We start from the raw sequence: 17,540 nt of genomic DNA, 5'->3' as shown, positions 1-17,540 counted from the left end.
AGAAAAATGCCTTTACTGCTGGAAGACCACCGCGCCGCCGGCGATCACCGTATGGACGAGATCGTTCTGGTCGATGAGCACGTAGTCCGCGTCGAAACCGGGGGCCACCTGGCCTTTGCGCGCATCGAGACCCAGCACGCGCGCAACGTTGGTCGTCATGGGCTGGAGCGCCTGATCAAGGGGAAGGCCGAGCTCATGCACCATTCGCACCAGGTCGCGGAAGAGCACGCTCGGCGGCACCGTGCGGTAACCCGTGAGCTTGCCATCCGCATCCCGCACCGCGGCCGGGATATTCCCGTCAGTCGAGACCGTGATCTGCGCGAGCGGGACGCCTCTCTCCAGACAAATGCGCATGGCGTCAGGAACATCGACGCCCGTCAGGTTTCCATCCAACCTGGAGACGCAGCAGGTCATGTCGATGGTGCCGCCGCGCAGGGCGAAGGCGATCGCCTCCTCGAAGACCGGTGAGAAATCCGGAGTGCGGTTGACATGCGTCGGGATGATCTGCTCGATCGGCATATCCAACTCGTCCACAAGCCGGACGAGAGGCGCCAGCGCCTCGTCGAGCGAACCGACATGGCAGTGCAACACAGCCGCCTTGCCGGACATCGCGCGCGCCCGCATCACCTGGCCAGCGAGGTCTGCCAGATCATTCCAGTCGCGATTGGGATGCAGACGCTCCGCGACGGCGGATTTCGCGCCGATCACCTGGTCGATGAAGGACACATCGGCGCAGATGCTGTCGAGAAGATGCCGGGCCGGCAGCGGCATGCCGCCGGTATAGATGAAGGCGGTCACGCCCCCAGCGCGCAATTCATGCGCTTTGCGAAGCAGAAGCCGTAAATCGCGGGTTTCGTTGTCGACGCCGAGCAGACCGACCGCTGTCGTCGTGCCAGCGGACAATAATTGCCGCGCCGTCAGTTCCTCGACGCGCCCGCGTGGGCCGTTGGCATCGCCGCCGCCGACGAAATGGATATGCTGGTCGATGAGCCCCGGAATGAGCCGGAGCCCGCGCGCATCAATCCGCCTGACGCCCTCAAGGCTCGCAAGCTGATGCGCCGCGTCGTCGCCGAGCCATAGGGTCCGGCCGCCGCCGGCGACGACAGACGTCGTGCCGAGCGGTGCTGGTGCGTAAACCTCCGCGCCCTCAATCACCAGGCAGGCGGTCGCCTTCGACGATTTTGACACGAGCTTGCAACCTCTTGCTGAACGCGGAACGCGCTGACCTCTTGCCGCCCAACGGTGTGGTATCGGGGGCATAGCGGAATAGCCCCAGACACGCAAAAGGCACCCACGTGTCATCGACGCGGGCGCCTCTTGAGAGCAACCCGCCTATTTCTTGGCCGGCAGATAGTCGTTCGTGTAGAGATCCGACACCTTGTAGCCGGGCTTCAGCACACCACCCTCCGCGAGGCCGTTATAGAGATTGTTCCAGGACGTATCGTCCATCCAGCCCCAGCCGTGTTCCTTCGAACGCGGGCTCTCCGTCAGATCGGCAATGATCTTGATGGCCTGCGGCAGGGTCTCTTTCGGCTGCGTCGGATCGATACGGCCCATCATCGCCACGGTGGCCGGGATGTCGGCGGATGCCTCAGCGTAGCCTCGGGCGGTTGCCGCCAGGAAGGCCTTCACGGCGTCGGGGTTCTTGGCGAGGAAGTCGCTGTTGGCCATGATGACATGACCAAGGATCGGGTATTCATCCGTGTTGAACGGCAGGAACAGCGGCTCGACGCCTTTCGCCTTGACCTGCAGCGCATGGGCGAACTCGAAGCCCGTGCAGCCGTCGGCCCGTTCGGCGAGCATCAGGGTGCAGACCGTCTGGGGATCGACCGAAAGCACCTTGACCTTGTCGGTCATGTCGCTGCGCTTCAGCGCGGCGCGGAGCAAGGTCGCAAGCGTCGTCGAATCCGACGTCACGATGGTCTTGCCGCCGAGATCCTTGAAGCTTGTGACCGGTCCCTTGGCCTTGTCGACGATGACGCCGGTCGCGTCCTTCTGGAGATGATTGGCGATGACCTTGATCGGCAGTCCCTGGATGCCGCCGGCCAGGGCCGAGTCGGCGGCGGCAATCCCGAGCTCGGATTGCGCCGCGCCGGTCGCCTGAACGGCAAGTGGCGACCCGCGCAGATACTGGAAGCTCACGTCGAGCCCCGCATCCTTGTAGTAGCCCTTCTCGTCCGCCCAGTACAAACCGTACCAGGACAGCTGCGGCACGTTGAAATGCATCGAGATCTTGACGGGCGTGGGGGTCTTGGCCTGCGCCAGCGCGGCTGACGCGGCCGGCACGGAGAGGCCGAGCGCGAGACACAACGACAGGAAACGCGGAAACTTCATGGATTACCCCTCTCTGGCGATCGCTTTATGGAAATGCGGCCTCACATGGCCGGCCCTTTCTGGTGGACCCGGCGCCCCAGCGCCCACCGACGATCAGACACGGCTATCATTGCAGCTATGAAGCAAGAGCCGCGACAGGGGCACAACTGATTATTCATCAGCAAAGACATGACGTAGCATCATGTTTAAAAATGAGGCGCCCTGCATAAGGTGGCGTCAAATCGCCAATCGATGAAATTTCTTCAGGCGATCACTGACAATCGATCACTTCACGCGGATCCTCTTCGATGCCTAACTAGCCGCCAGAATTGGCTAGGAGCGTTCCGTGACATCTCTCGATCTTCTGCCCCCGGGGCTTGTCGTCAATACCATGAAGGGCGATGTCGCCGAGCATCGCGCCGGTGCATGGCTCACCTGGGACGGGACCCTGGATCTCGACTGTGCGCTTGTCGGCGTGCCCTATGACGGCGCCTCGGTCGTTCGCACGGGCTCCCGCCACGGGCCTGACGCGGTGCGCCAGGCGATGATGTATTTCACCACCTATTCGAGCCGCGATCGCCGCGCCATGACCGATTTCCGCGCCGCGGACATCGGCGATGTCGAGGTCGTGCTGACCGATATGGAAGGTACCTTCGCGCGCATTACCGAGACCGTGCGCCAGCTCGTGTCGCGCGGCATTGTGCCGGTGATGATCGGCGGCGATCACTCCATCGCCTTCCCAAACCTCCGCGGTGTCATCGAGGCCATGGGCCCGGCCAAGAAGCTCGGCGTCATCCATTTCGACGCCCATCACGACCTGCGCAAGGCCCATCTCGGGGCCGAGTCGAGCGGCGTGCCGTTCCGCAAGGCACTCGAGCTTCCCGGCACCCTCCTCAACGGCCGCAACCTCGTGCAGGTCGGCATGGCCGAGTTCACCAATTCGCCACAGCTCGACGATTACGCCAAGGAGATGGGTGTCACAGTCATCTCCGGCCTTGAGGTACGGGAGCGCGGCATCGCCACGGTCGTCGAGCAGGCACTGGCGATCGCCGGCGAGGGAACGGATGCGATCTATCTCTCCGTCGATATCGACTGCCTGTCCCACGCGCAGGCGCCAGGAACCGCGGCGCCCAACCCCTTCGGGCTCGATCTCCATGACGTGCAATTCGCCATGCGCAAGATCGGCGCGAGCAACAAGCTGATCGGCGCCGATCTCGTGGAAATCTCGCCCCCCTTCGACCCGCGCAACATCACGGGTGCCAGCGGCGCGTCACTGATCCTCAGCCTGCTCTATGGGTTGTCATCACGCACCTCGGCGGCGTGATCACTCTCGCCATTGAGCGTCAGCAGCTTCCCGAAGCGACCCATCAGCCAATGCAGGAAGAGGCGATTGCTCGAACGCTCCAACCGGTAGCCGTCGCAGACGACATACCAGCCGCCGGTTGCCTGGATCATCGCCGCGAAAGGGCGCATGAGGCTACCCTCGCGCACATGGGCCATGGAGAGCGTATCGCTGACCATCACGACGCCGGCGCCCTCGACCGCCATGTCCATGGCGACGCTGAGGTCGTTGCAATAGAGGTGCCGGCGGTAGAGGCTGAAATCATGCTCGCCCTCATCCGCCAGCCAGCGGCGCCATTCGGAGCCGTCATCGCGGTGGAGAAGCACCACGTCGCGCAGATCGGACGCGCGCGTCAGCGTGCGTCCGGCGCGCTGGAACAGGAGCGGGCTGCAAGCCGGGGCGATAGAGACATTCTCCAGGAGGAAGGAGCGCTTGCCTGGCCAGTCCCCGGTCCCGAACTGGATGCCGATGTCCGCGTCAGCCACCTCGGCCACGCGGTCGTTCTCGGAGAGGTGAATATGGCATTCGATCGCCGGATGGTCCTCGCAGAAGGCCGGCAAATTCCGGGCGAGCCATTTGCTGGCGAACATCGGCGAGCAGGCGATCATCAGACGGCCGCCCTCAGCGTCGGCATCGACAAGACTGTGCGCGGTCCGGGCGATGTCCTGCAAAGCCGCTCCCACGGAGCGCGCAAAGATGCGGCCGGCGTCGGTGAGGGCGACACCGCGGCCGGATTTCTCGAAGAGATCGAAACCGAGCGCCTCTTCCAGCTTGCGCAGCTGGTGGCTGACCGCGCTATCCGTCAGGTTCAGCTCGGTGGCTGCCTTCGTCAGGCTCCCGTGGCGCGCCGCCACATCGAAGGTGCGCAGGGTGGCGAGCGGCAGGTTACGCGCGACCATGCAGCCCGCCCCGCCCTGAATGCCGCTGCCCATCGTCCGCCATCGGCCGCACCATCTCCCCGTTGCTCATCGTGTCTATCATAACCACACCCGGCAAGCGCCTTGCCGATCCTCGCATTCCGCTTAATCCCGAGGCTTCCGCATGACGACTATCCCCGCCCCCGCCAATCCCGCTCCGCCCGCCCCTGAATTTCCCTGGCCGCAGGGCAAGCGGTGCGCCTTGTTCCCAGCTTTCGACGTGGACGCGGAGTCGGTCTGGCTCGGCGGCGATCCCGCCAATGCCGACCGCCACGTCACCCTCTCCTACGGCGGTTACGAGGCCCGTGTCGGCATCCCGAAGATCCTCGAACTGCTGGCGCGTCACGAGATCCGCGCCACGTTCTTCGTGACCGGCTGGGCCGTCGAGGCCCATACAAGAAGCTGCGAGGCTATCCTCGCCGCCGGCCACGAGATTGCCCACCACGGCTATCTGCATCTGAAGCCGGACGCCGGGCGCTTCGATGTCATGATCGAGGAGATCGACCGGGGCCTCGACGCCATGCGGCGTGTGCTTGGCATCACGCCGGTCGGCTACAGGGCGCCGTGGGGCGAGAGCTTCCCCGCCCTTCTGCAATTGCTCGTGGATCGCGGCATCCGCTATTCCAGTTCCTGGCGGGATGACATCCGTCCCTATCGCCATGTCCTGCCCCAGGGCGCGGGGCCGGTCGAGATCCCCGTGAATTACAGCTTCGACGACTGGAGCTACGGCCTCACGCATCGCTCCAGCCCCAGGGCGCTGTTTGGCCGCGAAGCCGTACTGTCCATCTGGCGTGACGAATTCGACCAGACGCGGGAATGGGGCGGCGTCACGACCATGGTCATGCATCCGCAGGTGACCGGGCGGCCCATGCGCATCCGCATCCTCGACGATTTCCTGACCCACGTCCGCGCCTATGACGATGTCTGGATCGCGACGGGCCGCGAAATCATGGAGCACTACGAAGCCTGCGAGGCGGACGCCGGCGGGCCCCACCACCTCAGCCGCCCGCCCTCAGAATGATTTTCCCGACATGCCGCCCCTCCTCCATGTAGCGATGGGCGGCGGCGGCCTCGGCCAGGGGGAAGATCCGGTCGACCACCGGCTTGATGCGTCCGCTTTCGAGATGCGGCCAGAGATCGCGTCTTACACCGGCGATGATCCGATCCTTGGCGGCGGCGGGCCGGTCCCGCAATGATGTGGTGAACAGCGACGCCCGTTTTGCGAAGAGCGCGGCGAGCGAGAGCGACACCTCGCGACCGCCCTGCAGGCCAATGACCGCGATGCGCCCATCCTTGGCGAGAGCCTCGATGTTCTTCGGGAGATAGGAGGCTCCCATGTTGTCGAGAACGACATCGGCCCCGCGCCCGTCAGTGTGGGCGAGAACCTCGCGCGCGAAATCCTCTGTCCGATAGGAGATCGCGCGGCTTGCGCCGAGCTCCTCGCAACGCCGCAGCTTGTCCTCGCTTCCAGCTGTCGCCAGAACCTCCGCCCCCCAGGCCCGGCCGGCCTGCACGGCAAAGGAGCCGATGCCGCCCGTGCCGCCATGGACCAGGAGAACCTCTCCCGGCGCTAGCGCGCAAGTGTCGATGAGGTTGGACCATACCGTCGCGGCCGCCTCTGGAAGCGCCGCCGCCGTCAAAAGGTCGATCCCGCGCAGCAAGGGCAGGAGCTGACTCGCGGAAACAGCAACCCGCTCGGCATAGCCTCCGCCGGGGACGAGCGTGCAGACCCGGTCGCCTTTCTTCCACCCCGCGACACCCTCACCGACCTCGATGATCACACCGGAGCATTCGATGCCGAGAATTGTCGGGAGAGCGACGCCTTTGGTATAGGTACCATTGCGCTGCATGAGGTCGGCGAAGTTCAGCGCCGCCGCCTCCACCGCAATGACGACCTCGCCCGGCTTGGCCGCAGGGTCCTCGATTTCCGTGATATGCAGGACGTCCGGTCCGCCCGTCTCAGCCAGGATAACGGCGCGCATGTGCCATCCATGTAGGTTCAATGTATGAGGCGGTATAGGGCAGTGTGACTGAAAATGCCCGCTGTTTCAGCTGGTCGGACCGGGACTCCACCATCATAGGGCGAGTGATGCTTCTTCGGATGCGTGACGGGGCATACGGCCCGTGGCGCTCCTTGCCGCGCCCCGCGGCGCCAAATGGATCCCCGCCAGCATACAGCGCACGGAGCCGCCGGCCAGTTCGATAGTCGGCACATCGAGAGGCAGTAGTCCAACATGGCTTTCCAGCGCCGAGCGCTGGTCCGCCGTCAGGGCACGGAGCGCCCGGGTCGACAAGGCAAGCACCCTGCCGTCTCGCCCGTCGAGTTCGATGGCATTGCCGGCAAACTCATTGACCTGGCCGTGCGTCAGGTCGATCACCACGCGGCCCGTGTCCGCGAAGCGACCGGCAATCTCCGCTCGGCGTTCTGGATTGGAGATCGCGGAGAGGCCGATCATGCAGAAGTCCGTGCCAATGCACATCAGCACATTGGTGTGGTAGATCGGCCGGCCATCGCGATCGACCGCGTCGAACACCACCGGCTCGAAGTTGAAATGCGTGCAGAAGCGCTCGAGCGCCACTTCGTTGGTGCGGTTGGACCGCGCGGCATAGGCGACGCGCTCGATATGATCCAGTACCATCGCCCCGGTACCCTCGAGATAGACCGCATCCTGCTCCAGGCCGGAATAGTCGATGACGTCCTGCACCCGATAGCGATGCTTCAGCATCTCGATGACATCGCCGCGCCGCTCCCGCCTGCGGCTGGGCGAGAACATGGGATAGATGGCAACATGGCCGCCGGCGTGGGTCGAGAACCAGTTGTTGGGGAAGACCGAATCCGGAGTGTCACGGCTCTGGTCCTCGAAGAGGTGAACCGTTATCCCCGCACCGGCGAGCTGGTCCGCGGCGCGGCTCACCTCGTCATAGGCCGCTCCCGCGATCGCCTCGGCCGTCCGTTCACCGTCCTGCGCCTGGAAGGCGTTGTCGTGAGCCGTGGCGGGGTTCGGCGAAAAGTGATGCGGGCGGATCATGACGACGCTGCGCGGCGCCTGGACGGACAATTTATGGGCCATCATCGCGCCCCTCCGGTCGAAGTCATGGCAGCCGCGCCATGGTGCCTGGCGATCAGTCCGAAGAGATCGCGCGGATCCTCGGGCTCGGTCACGAGATCGATCTCGTCGAAGAAATCCGTGCCCGCCACGCGGTCCCGCAAATAGCGCAGCGCGGAAAAATCCTCTGTCGCAAAGCCGACCGAATCGAACAGCGTAATCTGCTCCGGCGCGCGTCGTCCGGGCGCTTCGCCGGCAATGACGCGCCAGAGCTCAGTCACCGGAAAGTCAGCCTCCATCTGCTGGATTTCACCCTCGATGCGTGTCTGTTCAGGGAATTCGACGAAGACATCGGCGCGCAGCAGGATGTCGCGATGAAGCTCTGTCTTTCCCGGGCAGTCTCCGCCAACCGCGTTGATATGCACGCCCGCCCCGACCATGTTGTCGCTGAGAATAGTGGCGTTGAGCTTGTCCGCGGTCACGGTCGTGATGATATCGGCGCCGAGCACTGCCTCTTCGGCACTGGCGGCGCTGGTGATCGAGAAGCCATAGCCTGAAAGGTTGCTGCGGAACTTGGCGGTCGCGGCGGGGTCGATGTCGAAGATCCGCAGGTTGCGAATGCCCAGCAAGGCCTTGAAGGCGAGTGCCTGGAACTCGGACTGCGCGCCAAGGCCGATGATCGCCATGCTGGATGCATCCGGGCGTGCGAGATAGCGGGCCGCGAGCGCCGACGTCGCTGCGGTCCGCAAGGCGGTCGTGATGGTCATTTCAGACAGAAGCTTGGGGTAGCCGGTCGCGACGTCGGACAGGACACCGAAGGCCGTGACGGTCTGCAGGCCGGACCGTGTGTTCTTCGGGTGACCGTTGACATATTTAAAGCCGTAGAGGGCGCCGTCACTGGCGGGCATGAGCTCGATGACGCCGTCCCGGGAGTGGCTGGCGACCCGTGGCGCCTTCTCGAACGCGGCCCAGCGACGAAAGTCTTCCTCGATATATCCCGCGAGCCCGACGAGAAAGGGCTCGACGCCGATCGTCTCGACCAGCCGGATCATATTGTCGACGCCGACATACTGGACCATAGCCGCCTCCACGCGCTGATATCATTCCGGAAATTGTATCCCGAGCGAATTGCAGCTAAAATTGATAAGCTGTACGAATCTCTCCGGTATTTTGAGCAAACTGCTCAATCAGATTGCGCATAGTGGACAGATGCATATCTTCGATGATCTCGATCGCCAGCTGATCGCCGCCTTGCGTGAGGACGGGCGGGCGCCGATATCGAAGCTCGCGACGATTCTCGGTATCTCGCGCGCCACCGTGCAAAGCCGCCTTGACCGGCTGCTCGAAAGCGGCGCGGTACTCGGGTTCACCATCCGCTCCCGTCAAGATTACGACGCCAACACCATCCGGGCGATCATGCTGATCGAGGTCACCGGCCGCTCGACCACAGCAGTCATCAAGCAGCTGCGGGGCTTGCCGGAGCTACACTCCCTCCACACGACCAACGGCGCCTGGGACCTTGTGGCGGAGATCCGCGCATCGAGCCTGAGCGATTTCGACCGCGTGCTCCGCGAGGTGCGTACGATCAACGGAATATTGAACAGCGAGACCAGCATCCTGCTCTCGTCGGTGGAATAGACGGACATCAGCCCGCCAATTTGCTGTGAGATCCTCATGTCTGGGCTGTGGCCGCGGTTGCGAATCGCCCGCCACCGAGCGCAGCATCCTGCCAACAGCCGGAGGATCGATGGCATCGGCACAGCAACCCAATTTCTTCGCGCTGCTCGACGGGGAACCAGACCCGCTGGAAGCGGAAGCGCGGGAGAAACCGCGCCGCAGGGCACGCACCAAAGCAGTTGCTGCCCCGCCGGCTGTCGGCCGTCTTCCGGTCGTCGCCTACGACGCGCAGCAGGAAGCCTGGGCTTGCGAACTGGAACGGTCCGGCCGCTATCGCATCCTGCGTCAGCTACAGTTCCGGCCAGTCGTCGCCCGCGCGCCCCTGCCGGATGAGAAGGTCGCGGTCATCGTCGATGTGGAGACGACAGGCCTCGATCACACCAGGGATGAGGTGATCGAACTCGGCATGGTCGCCGTCACCTACAAGGACGATGGCGGCTTCGGCGACGTGATCGCCACATTCAGCGAATTGCGCGAGCCGAGCATCCCCATCAGCGCCGAGAGCGTGCGCATTACCGGGATCACGCCGGAGATGGTCGCGGGCAAGGTTCTCGACCTTGATGCCATCACCCGGTTCATCGAGCCGGCATCTCTTGTCATCGCCCACAACGCCCGCTTCGACCGGCCGTTCTGCGAGAAGCTGACGCGCGGCTTCGACGTCAAGGCCTGGGCCTGCTCAGCCTCGGAAATCGACTGGGCTAGCCTTGGGTTCGAGGGCGTCAAGCTCGGTTATCTCGTCGGCCAGTCCGGCTGGTTCCACAATGGCCATCGCGCGGTGGACGACTGCCACGCCTTGCTCGAAGTGCTTGGAGCACCCCTTAAGGAGGGGAGCGGATCGGCCTTTCCACGACTTCTCGCCAGCGCCCGCCGCGCCCGCTACCGCATCTGGGCCGAACACAGCCCCTTCGACATGAAGGACGTGCTGAAGGGACGCGGCTATCGTTGGAACGACGGCTCCGATGGGCGTCCCAAATCCTGGTGGGTCGAGACAACCGAGGAGACCCTCGAGGCTGAACTGCAATTCCTGCGGACCGACATCTACCAGCGCGATGCCGAGCCGCGTGTTGACCGCATTACCGCCCTCGAGCGCTTCAAGTCCGCGCGATGATCTCGGCGGGTCAGGGGTTGTTCTTCAGGAATTGCTGATAGCGCTGCTTGGTCTCATCATTCATGGGATAGAGGCCGGGCAGCGCCAGGCCGCGATCCACCTCCTGCATGATCCAGGCTTCCATGCGCTCCTGATCGACCGCCTCGGCAGCAACCGCCTCCATGAGCGCGGCGGGAATGACGACGGCACCGTCATCGTCGACCACGATGACGTCATCGGGGAAGATGGCGACGCCACCGCAGGCCACGGGCTCCTGCCAGCCGACAAAAGTGAGCCCGGCCACGGACGGTGGCGCCGCGACGCCCTGGCACCAGACGGGAAGGCCCGAGGTCTCGACGCCGGCGATGTCGCGAACCACGCCATCGGTGATGAGGGCGGCCACGCCGCGCTTAGCCATGCGCGCGCAGAGAATGTCGCCGAAGATGCCGGCGTCTGTCACGCCCATCGCATCGACGACGGCAATGACGCCTTCTGGCATGGCTTCGATGGCAGCGCGCGTCGAGATCGGCGAGGCCCAGGACGCTGGGGTAGCCAGATCCTCGCGTGCCGGCACGAAGCGAAGGGTGAAGGCGGGGCCGACGAATTTGCCCTGGCCTGCCCGCAGCGGCTTGGCGCCGCGGATCCAGACGTTACGCAATCCCTTCTTCAGCAACACGGTCGTCAGCGTCGCGGTGGAGACGCCTTCGAGCGTCGCGCGCAGATCGGGGGAAAGCGCCATTGAACTTGTCCTCGCCAGAATTGGGTGACGTATGACTACGTCGCGCGGCGGCGTGGGACAAGGGCCGCGTGCTCAGAGCTTGGCGACCGTGTATTCCGTTTCAATGGACGAGGCGTGCATCTGATGATCGAAACCGTAGATGTGGATGGAAATCGCCTCGCTGTCACCGCAGTTCTCCATACGGTGGATATTCGGCCCTGACGGCAACATGCAGGCGACATAGCCGGGCGCGCGGTCATGCACCTCGGCCGGCACCGCCTGCGTCGCAGTGATGGCGCGGTACCAGGTCTCGCGTACAACGCCGCTCACAACCCCGAAGCAGCAGGAACAATGGTGATCATGGATGGATGTCGCGCAGCCGGGGCTCCAGACCATCGCCCAGATGCTGACCTGTGCATCGCCGGCCAGCAGGTTGCGGGCATAGCCGCCGGGCTTCCGCTGCAAGGACAACCCCGCGAATGGAGCGGGCTGCGCGACGAGATCCTCAAGAACCCGCCGCGCTGCCTTGAGATAATCCCGCGACAGCGTATCGGAGTCGGTGTGCAGACCACGCAGGAGCGCGCTGCCGCGCATCTCGTTGATCAACAGTCCCTGCATGACAGCTCCTCTCTCCGGCACCACGAGAGAATTCTACGTCCTAGCCCGGGAAATAGGTTTGCGAGTTTGGCCCGCGATCTCAGCGCCTGGAGAATTTTTTTCCATTCATGACGTGAATCGAGAATGATTTTGCGTGCTAACCAAGCGCATTGACACAGGGTTTCATCCAACCATACTGCCGCGCATGAAACTCGACGCCTTCGACCGGAAGATTCTGGCCTTGCTGCAGGACGATGCGAGCCTGCCCCTCGCGGAGATCGCCGCGCAGGTCGGGCTGTCGCAGACGCCATGCTGGCGACGTATCCAAAAGCTCGAGGCGAGCGGCATCATCCGCAAGCGTGTGGCGCTGCTGGACCGCAAGCAGCTTGGCGTCGGCGTCACGGTGTTCATCGCCGTCAAGACCAACGTCCATTCGCTCAAATGGCTTGAACAGTTTCACGATGCCGTCCGTGAACTGCCGGAGATCATCGATTTCTACCGTATGAGCGGTGATATCGACTATCTGCTCAAGGCCTATATTGCCGATATCAGTGCCTATGACGCGCTCTACAAGAAATTGATCTCGCGGATTGAGCTGAGTGACGTCACATCCATGTTCGCTATGGAAGAGCTGAAATCGACCACCGCCATATCCCTTGCCAGCGCCGGAACGTCCTAGGCCAACCGGACCTCAAGCGTCTTCACACAACACAGGCTAGTCGGCACGTGAGTGAAATCTTACCGTTTCCGGGCGATTGATAGCCTTTGAGATCAAACTTCGCGGCGCGATCAGCGCAGGAAGCGGCGAAAACGGCGCAGCGCGAGGAAAAAGAGAACCCCGCCAATCAGAGCCAGGGCCGCGAATTGTGGCCAGACCACCGACAAGCCCGCGCCCCTGAACAAGACGGCCTGCGCCAGCATCACGAAATGCGTGTTGGGCGCAGCCAGCATGATCGTCTGGATGACCTCCGGCATGCTTTCCCGCGGCGTCATCCCCCCCGACAGGACCTGCAGCGGCAGCAGAACGAGCATCAGCAGCAAGCCGAACTGCGGCATAGATCCAGCGACGGTCGCGAGAAAAATCCCCATCGATGTGGTGGCGAAGAGTTGCAGCGCCGTGCCCGCCAAAAAGAGCGCGACGGAGCCCTGGATCGGCACGGCGAGAATGCCCTGGACAATGAAGATGATGGACAGGCTGGATGCAAGCAGGACGACAAGCCCCATGGACCAGATCTTGCTCACCATGATCTCGGTGGCTGTGACCGGCATCACCAGAAGATGCTCGATCGTGCCGTGCTCACGCTCACGGATCAGCGCGGCTCCCGTCAGAACGATGGAGAGCATCGTGATCGATGAGATGATGTTATTGATGGCACCGAACCAGCCTCTATAGAGCTGGGGATTGAAGCGCGCGCGCAAGGCGAGCGCGACAGGTACGTCAACCTCGCCGCGATGACGGTTGAGAAACTCTGTAACCTCCCCAGATACGATCGTCTGGATATAGCCGCCGCCCGTGAAGGCCTGGGACATCCGCGTCGCATCGATATTGAGCTGTATGGTCGGGGAGCGACCGGCGAGGAGATCGCGCTGGAAATTGGGCGGAATATCGATGGCGAAGGTATCGAGCCCCGCGTCCATCCGCGCGTCCATCTCATGAGGGCTGATCACTCGAGGCACGACGAAATAGGGAGGATAGAACGCTGTCAGGATTCGGGATGAAACGGGTGACTGATCCTCGTCGACCACCGCGATCGCGGCGCGATTGAGCGTTTCCGGCATCGCCGTGGCGGCCGTATAGACGGCGAGCGTGAACGAATAGACGATCAGGATTAGGAGCATGGGGTCGCGGACCAGCCCCCGGAGCTCCTTTATACCGAGATTGAATACATTCGCGAGCCGCATGGTCAACTCGCCTGTTTCTTGAGAAGCAGCGTCCCGAGGCCGAACATGACAGGCACGGCGATCATAAGTGGCACGAAGGAACTCGCGAGATCGCTGAAATCGAGCCCCTTTGAGAAGGTGCCGCGCGAAATCGTCATGAAATAGGTCGTCGGATAAATCCGTCCGATGAAGGCCCCCGCCCCCTCAAGCGACGACACCGGATCGATCATGCCTGAATACTGGACGGCCGGGATGAGCGTGATGATAGCCGTGCCGAAGATCGCGGCGATCTGGCTGCTCATGAATGTCGACATCACGAGGCCCATGCCGGTCGTGAAGATGACATACAGGAGAGCCGCCATAGTATAGGTGAGGAAGCTGCCAGTGAACGGCACCCGGAACACAAAGACCGCGAAAGCTGTCAGCATCAGGAAGTTCAGCATCGCCAGCCCGATATAAGGAAGCTGCTTGCCAAGCAGGAACTCCATTTTTGTAACCGGCGTCACGTAGAAGTTGATGATGGAACCGAGTTCCTTCTCCCGCACGACGCTAAGGACGGCGAGCATCGCGGGGATCATCAGAAGAAGGAGCGGGATGACCGCGGGCACCATCGCGACCAGGCTCTGGACGTCCGGATTGTATCGGTAGCGTATTTCAAGCTGGAAATTGCCGATCGTGGCGGCATTGCCATAAAGCTCCCGTGCCTTCTGGGTCAGCCAGGTCTGATGCATGCCCTGCACATAGCCACGCACGGTCTCGGCGCGCTGCGGCATGGCGCCATCGATCCAGGCGCCCACCTCGACGGCGCGGCCGCGTGCGACATCACGACCGAAGCCGGGGGGAATCTCGATGGCCAGGCTGATTTCGCCGCTCGCCATGCGCCGGTCGAGATCCTCGTAATTCGTGATCGGCGGCTGTTCGATAAAGTAGCGCGAGCCTGCGATCTGCTGGACGTAGTCGCGGCTGACCGTCGTGTCGTCACGGTCGAGGACCGCGAAGGTCAGGTCCTCGACATCCATGTTGATGCCATAGCCGATCACGAACATCAGCAGGACGGAGCCCAGGATGGCCAGCGTCGCGCGGATCGGATCGCGCCGCAGTTCCAGCGTCTCGCGCTCGCTGTAGGCGAACATACGGCGAATGTCGAAGAAGCGACGTCTGGCTTCCCCGGCGGGCTTCCCCTCCCGCGGCTCGACGGGCGCGGCTTCCACCGCGGTCGCGGATGCCGTATCCGGCCGCGTTCCTGTGGCAGGCGTGGGCACTGCGTGTTTGGGCGATGCAACCTGGGGCGACGCATCCTGGGCCGATGCGTCTTTGATGGCATCTTCGAGATAGCCGACGAAAGCCTCCTCGAGCGTCGCTGCGGAACGCTTCTCCACGATGGCCTTTGGCGTGTCGCTGATCAGCACCTTGCCGGCATGCATCAGCGAGATGCGGTCGCACAGCTCGGCCTCGTTCATAAAGTGGGTCGACACGAAGATCGTGACGTTATCCCTGCGCGAGAGGTCGGACAGGATCTGCCAGAAGCCGTCGCGCGCCACCGGATCAACGCCGGAGGTCGGCTCGTCGAGGATAAGGATGTCCGGCGAATGAATGAGCGCCACCGCCAGCGACAACCGCTGGCGTATGCCAAGCGGCAGGGCATCCGGCAAGCTCTCGAGCACATCCTCGAGATCGAAACGTCGCGTCATGTCCGCGATGCGGCCGGGAATGTCGGCCTCGGGCAGGTTGAACAGGCGGGCATGGAGCTCGAGGTTCTGCCGGACCGTCAATTCCGTGTAGAGCGAGAAGGCCTGCGACATGTAACCGACACGCCGGCGCACCTCGATATCCCGGGGATCGACCTCCCGACCAAACAACCGCGCCGTGCCATCGCTCGCGGGCAGTAGTCCCGTGAGGACTTTCATGGTCGTGGTCTTGCCGCAACCATTCGAGCCGAGGAAGCCGAAGATCTCACCGCGCGGAATACGGAAGCTCACGTTGTTGACGGCCGTGAAGTCACCGAAGCGGACGGTGACATGCTCGGCCTCGATGGCGACCTCTGCTTCCGCGCCGTCGGCGCGCGGCGGGATCACCACCGCCTTGTGATCGCGCCGCTCATCCTCCGGCAAAAGTGCGATAAAGGCCGCGTCGAGATTGGCCGTTCCCGTCTGTTCCAGGAGTTTCGCGGGGGAGCCGGTGGCCAGCACCTCTCCCGCGTTCATCGCGACGAGCCAGTCGAAGCGCGCGGCCTCCTCCATATAGGCGGTGGCGACGATGACGCTCATGCCGGGCCTGTCACGTCTGATATCGTCGATCAGTTCCCAGAACTGCCGCCGCGACAACGGATCCACACCCGTTGTCGGCTCATCGAGGATCAGAAGATCAGGATCATGGATGAGCGAGCAGCACAGGCTTGTCTTCTGCTTCATGCCGCCGGACAATTTGCCGGCGGGCCGGTGGGCGAATTTCTCCATGCCCGTGCGCTGAAGAAGCTCGCCAATGCGCCGTTCGCGTTCCTGCCGCCCATGGCCGAAGAGGCGACCGAAGAAATCGATATTCTCGAAGACAGAGAGGGTTGGATAAAGGTTCTTGCCGAGCCCTTGCGGCATATAGGCAATGCGCGGGCAGGTAGCCAGCCGGTGCGCGGCGTCGGCGATATCACCGCCGAGCACATGCACGGAGCCTTGCTGCACGGCACGCGCGCCGGCAACGAGAGACAGCAGGCTCGACTTGCCCACGCCGTCCGGCCCGATCAAACCGATCATGCGGCCGGCGGGCACGTCCAACGTCACATTCTTCAACGCGAGCACCTTGCCATAGGCGAGACTGACGGCGTTCAGGCGGACGACAGGATTCGAGGTGGGCAACGGCTGGTCTGCCGACGGTGTTGTCATTGAACGAGCGTTCCCGACAGTCGCGCGGGCCATTCGGCGCTCGGATCAAGCCGGATATAGGCCATGCCGGGCAAGCCTGTTTTCACGTACTGGATGTATTTCTTGAGGAGTTCCTTGGGAATGCGGGCCTTGACCCGGAACATGAGCTTCTGCCGCTCTTCCTCGGTCTCGACACTCCTGGGCGTGAACTGCGCGACGTCGGACACGAAGGTTGCCGTCGCAGGGATCACATATTGCGGGGCCGCGTCGAGAACGAGGCGCACATCCGTGCCAATTGCCACGCGCCCAGCCTGCGCCGTCGGCAGGAAGAAGGTCATGTAGACCTCACTGAGATCGACGAGATTAAGCACCCGGCCACCGGCTGAAAGAACTTCGCCCGGCTGGGCCACGCGATATTGGACACGGCCATCACGCGGGGACCTCAGCACCGCGTCGTTGATATCAGTCGTGATGCTTTCAATCTGTGCCTTGGCCGCATCGACGGCCGCCTCCGCATCAATGACCTGGGCCTTCGCGGCACCGATCGCGGCCTCGGAAGCGGCAAGCTGGGCCTTGGCTGCGCTGATCGCTGCCCGCGCACCCTGGGCGGCGGCCCTGTCATCGTCCAGCGTCTGCTGCGATGTGGCGTTCGTCTTGATCAGTTGTTCCGAGCGCGCCAGCTTGCGATCCGCCGAATCGAGTTCCGCCTCGCGTTGGGCGACCACCGCCTCAGCGGCCGTCCGCTCAGCCTCCCTCTGCGTGACGAGGCTGCGCGCGGTATCGATGCTGATCTCGGCGCGACGCAACTGAGCCTCCGCCTGCCGACGCTGGGCTTCCAACTGGTCAGTGTCCATGCGCGCCAACACCTGACCGGCGGTAACGAGATCTCCCTCGTCAACCAGGATTTCGCGGATGCGTCCCGGTGTTTTCGTCGAAATATCGATCTCGACGGCTTCGATGCGGCCGTTGCCGGAAGCGATGCCAACGGGCAGATCGCTTCCTGTCAGCTTCTGCCAACCATAGTAAGCCGCCCCGATCACGATCACCGCGAGAACAGCGAACAGCCAGGGTCTTTTACTCCAGGTCATGACATCAGCTCCGTATAA

Annotated in this window: 16 protein-coding genes; 5 read left to right on the top strand and 11 right to left on the bottom strand. The window is 63.3% G+C overall.

Annotation, left to right across the window (positions count from 1 at the left end; translation table 11 throughout):
- Positions 1 to 12 precede the first annotated feature (12 nt).
- Positions 13 to 1,188 carry an amidohydrolase family protein gene (locus tag KIO74_RS29385; RefSeq protein ID WP_213339032.1) on the bottom strand — a complete coding sequence of 392 codons (1,176 nt, stop codon included), beginning with the start codon at positions 1,186 to 1,188 and terminating at the stop codon, positions 13 to 15.
- Between the two features lie 144 nt (positions 1,189 to 1,332).
- Positions 1,333 to 2,334 carry an ABC transporter substrate-binding protein gene (locus KIO74_RS29380; protein WP_213339025.1) on the bottom strand — a complete coding sequence of 334 codons (1,002 nt, stop codon included), beginning with the start codon at positions 2,332 to 2,334 and terminating at the stop codon, positions 1,333 to 1,335.
- Positions 2,335 to 2,659: 325 nt separating this feature from the next.
- Here KIO74_RS29380 and KIO74_RS29375 point away from each other — a divergent pair, with 325 nt between their 5' ends.
- The gene (locus KIO74_RS29375) at positions 2,660 to 3,637 is read left to right on the top strand and encodes an agmatinase family protein (protein ID WP_213339023.1); all 978 of its coding nucleotides are present in this window, start codon (positions 2,660 to 2,662) and stop codon (positions 3,635 to 3,637) included.
- Here KIO74_RS29375 and KIO74_RS29370 read toward each other — a convergent pair.
- A complete protein-coding gene (locus KIO74_RS29370; protein ID WP_213339017.1) occupies positions 3,604 to 4,587 on the bottom strand; it encodes a LysR substrate-binding domain-containing protein in 984 nt (327 codons plus the stop codon). The genes KIO74_RS29375 and KIO74_RS29370 overlap by 34 nt on opposite strands.
- Positions 4,588 to 4,696: 109 nt before the next feature.
- Here KIO74_RS29370 and KIO74_RS29365 point away from each other — a divergent pair, with 109 nt between their 5' ends.
- Positions 4,697 to 5,593, top strand: coding sequence for a polysaccharide deacetylase family protein (locus KIO74_RS29365; RefSeq protein WP_213339014.1), 897 nt, complete (start codon positions 4,697 to 4,699; stop codon positions 5,591 to 5,593).
- On the opposite strand, the gene KIO74_RS29360 is transcribed toward KIO74_RS29365, so the two are convergent.
- The 3 genes from KIO74_RS29360 to ocd all read right to left on the bottom strand — a co-directional run bounded on the left by KIO74_RS29360 (position 5,571) and on the right by ocd (position 8,698).
- Positions 5,571 to 6,554 (bottom strand): NAD(P)H-quinone oxidoreductase, encoded by a 984-nt coding sequence (locus KIO74_RS29360; protein ID WP_213339012.1) that lies wholly within the window; start codon positions 6,552 to 6,554, stop codon positions 5,571 to 5,573. The genes KIO74_RS29365 and KIO74_RS29360 overlap by 23 nt on opposite strands.
- A 93-nt stretch (positions 6,555 to 6,647) precedes the next feature.
- The gene (ctlX, locus tag KIO74_RS29355) at positions 6,648 to 7,643 is read right to left on the bottom strand and encodes a citrulline utilization hydrolase CtlX (protein ID WP_502762138.1); all 996 of its coding nucleotides are present in this window, start codon (positions 7,641 to 7,643) and stop codon (positions 6,648 to 6,650) included.
- Positions 7,643 to 8,698, bottom strand: coding sequence for an ornithine cyclodeaminase (gene ocd, locus KIO74_RS29350; protein ID WP_213339008.1), 1,056 nt, complete (start codon positions 8,696 to 8,698; stop codon positions 7,643 to 7,645). The genes ctlX and ocd overlap by 1 nt, the downstream gene beginning before the upstream one ends.
- Before the next feature lie 130 nt (positions 8,699 to 8,828).
- Between ocd and KIO74_RS29345 the strand changes: the two genes are divergently transcribed.
- Complete coding sequence (locus tag KIO74_RS29345; RefSeq protein ID WP_213339007.1) at positions 8,829 to 9,257, top strand: Lrp/AsnC family transcriptional regulator; 429 nt, start codon at positions 8,829 to 8,831, stop codon at positions 9,255 to 9,257.
- A 109-nt stretch (positions 9,258 to 9,366) separates the two neighbouring features.
- Entirely contained in the window at positions 9,367 to 10,404 is a 1,038-nt protein-coding gene (locus KIO74_RS29340) for a 3'-5' exonuclease (protein WP_213339006.1), read from the top strand.
- 10 nt (positions 10,405 to 10,414) lie between these two features.
- Here the strand turns inward: KIO74_RS29340 and KIO74_RS29335 are convergent, their stop codons facing one another.
- Positions 10,415 to 11,122: a ribonuclease activity regulator RraA gene (locus tag KIO74_RS29335; protein ID WP_213339005.1), complete on the bottom strand. Its 708-nt coding sequence runs from the start codon at positions 11,120 to 11,122 to the stop codon at positions 10,415 to 10,417.
- 72 nt (positions 11,123 to 11,194) lie between these two features.
- Complete coding sequence (locus KIO74_RS29330; RefSeq protein WP_249731521.1) at positions 11,195 to 11,719, bottom strand: cysteine dioxygenase; 525 nt, start codon at positions 11,717 to 11,719, stop codon at positions 11,195 to 11,197.
- 184 nt (positions 11,720 to 11,903) lie between these two features.
- On the opposite strand from KIO74_RS29330, the gene KIO74_RS29325 reads away from it, so the two are divergent.
- Complete coding sequence (locus KIO74_RS29325) at positions 11,904 to 12,377, top strand: Lrp/AsnC family transcriptional regulator (protein WP_213339003.1); 474 nt, start codon at positions 11,904 to 11,906, stop codon at positions 12,375 to 12,377.
- 110 nt (positions 12,378 to 12,487) lie between these two features.
- Here the strand turns inward: KIO74_RS29325 and KIO74_RS29320 are convergent, their stop codons facing one another.
- The 3 genes from KIO74_RS29320 to KIO74_RS29310 are packed head-to-tail and all read right to left on the bottom strand — an operon-like array spanning position 12,488 to position 17,522.
- The gene (locus tag KIO74_RS29320) at positions 12,488 to 13,600 is read right to left on the bottom strand and encodes an ABC transporter permease (protein WP_213339001.1); all 1,113 of its coding nucleotides are present in this window, start codon (positions 13,598 to 13,600) and stop codon (positions 12,488 to 12,490) included.
- Positions 13,601 to 13,602: 2 nt separating this feature from the next.
- Positions 13,603 to 16,455 (bottom strand): ribosome-associated ATPase/putative transporter RbbA, encoded by a 2,853-nt coding sequence (rbbA, locus tag KIO74_RS29315; RefSeq protein ID WP_213339000.1) that lies wholly within the window; start codon positions 16,453 to 16,455, stop codon positions 13,603 to 13,605.
- The gene (locus KIO74_RS29310; protein WP_213338998.1) at positions 16,452 to 17,522 is read right to left on the bottom strand and encodes an HlyD family secretion protein; all 1,071 of its coding nucleotides are present in this window, start codon (positions 17,520 to 17,522) and stop codon (positions 16,452 to 16,454) included. The genes rbbA and KIO74_RS29310 overlap by 4 nt, the downstream gene beginning before the upstream one ends.
- Positions 17,523 to 17,540 lie beyond the last annotated feature (18 nt).

Origin of the sequence: Chelatococcus sp. HY11 (genome assembly GCF_018398335.1) — a bacterium.
Lineage (GTDB): Bacteria > Pseudomonadota > Alphaproteobacteria > Rhizobiales > Beijerinckiaceae > Chelatococcus.
This window is presented reverse-complemented; position numbering and strand designations above follow the sequence as displayed.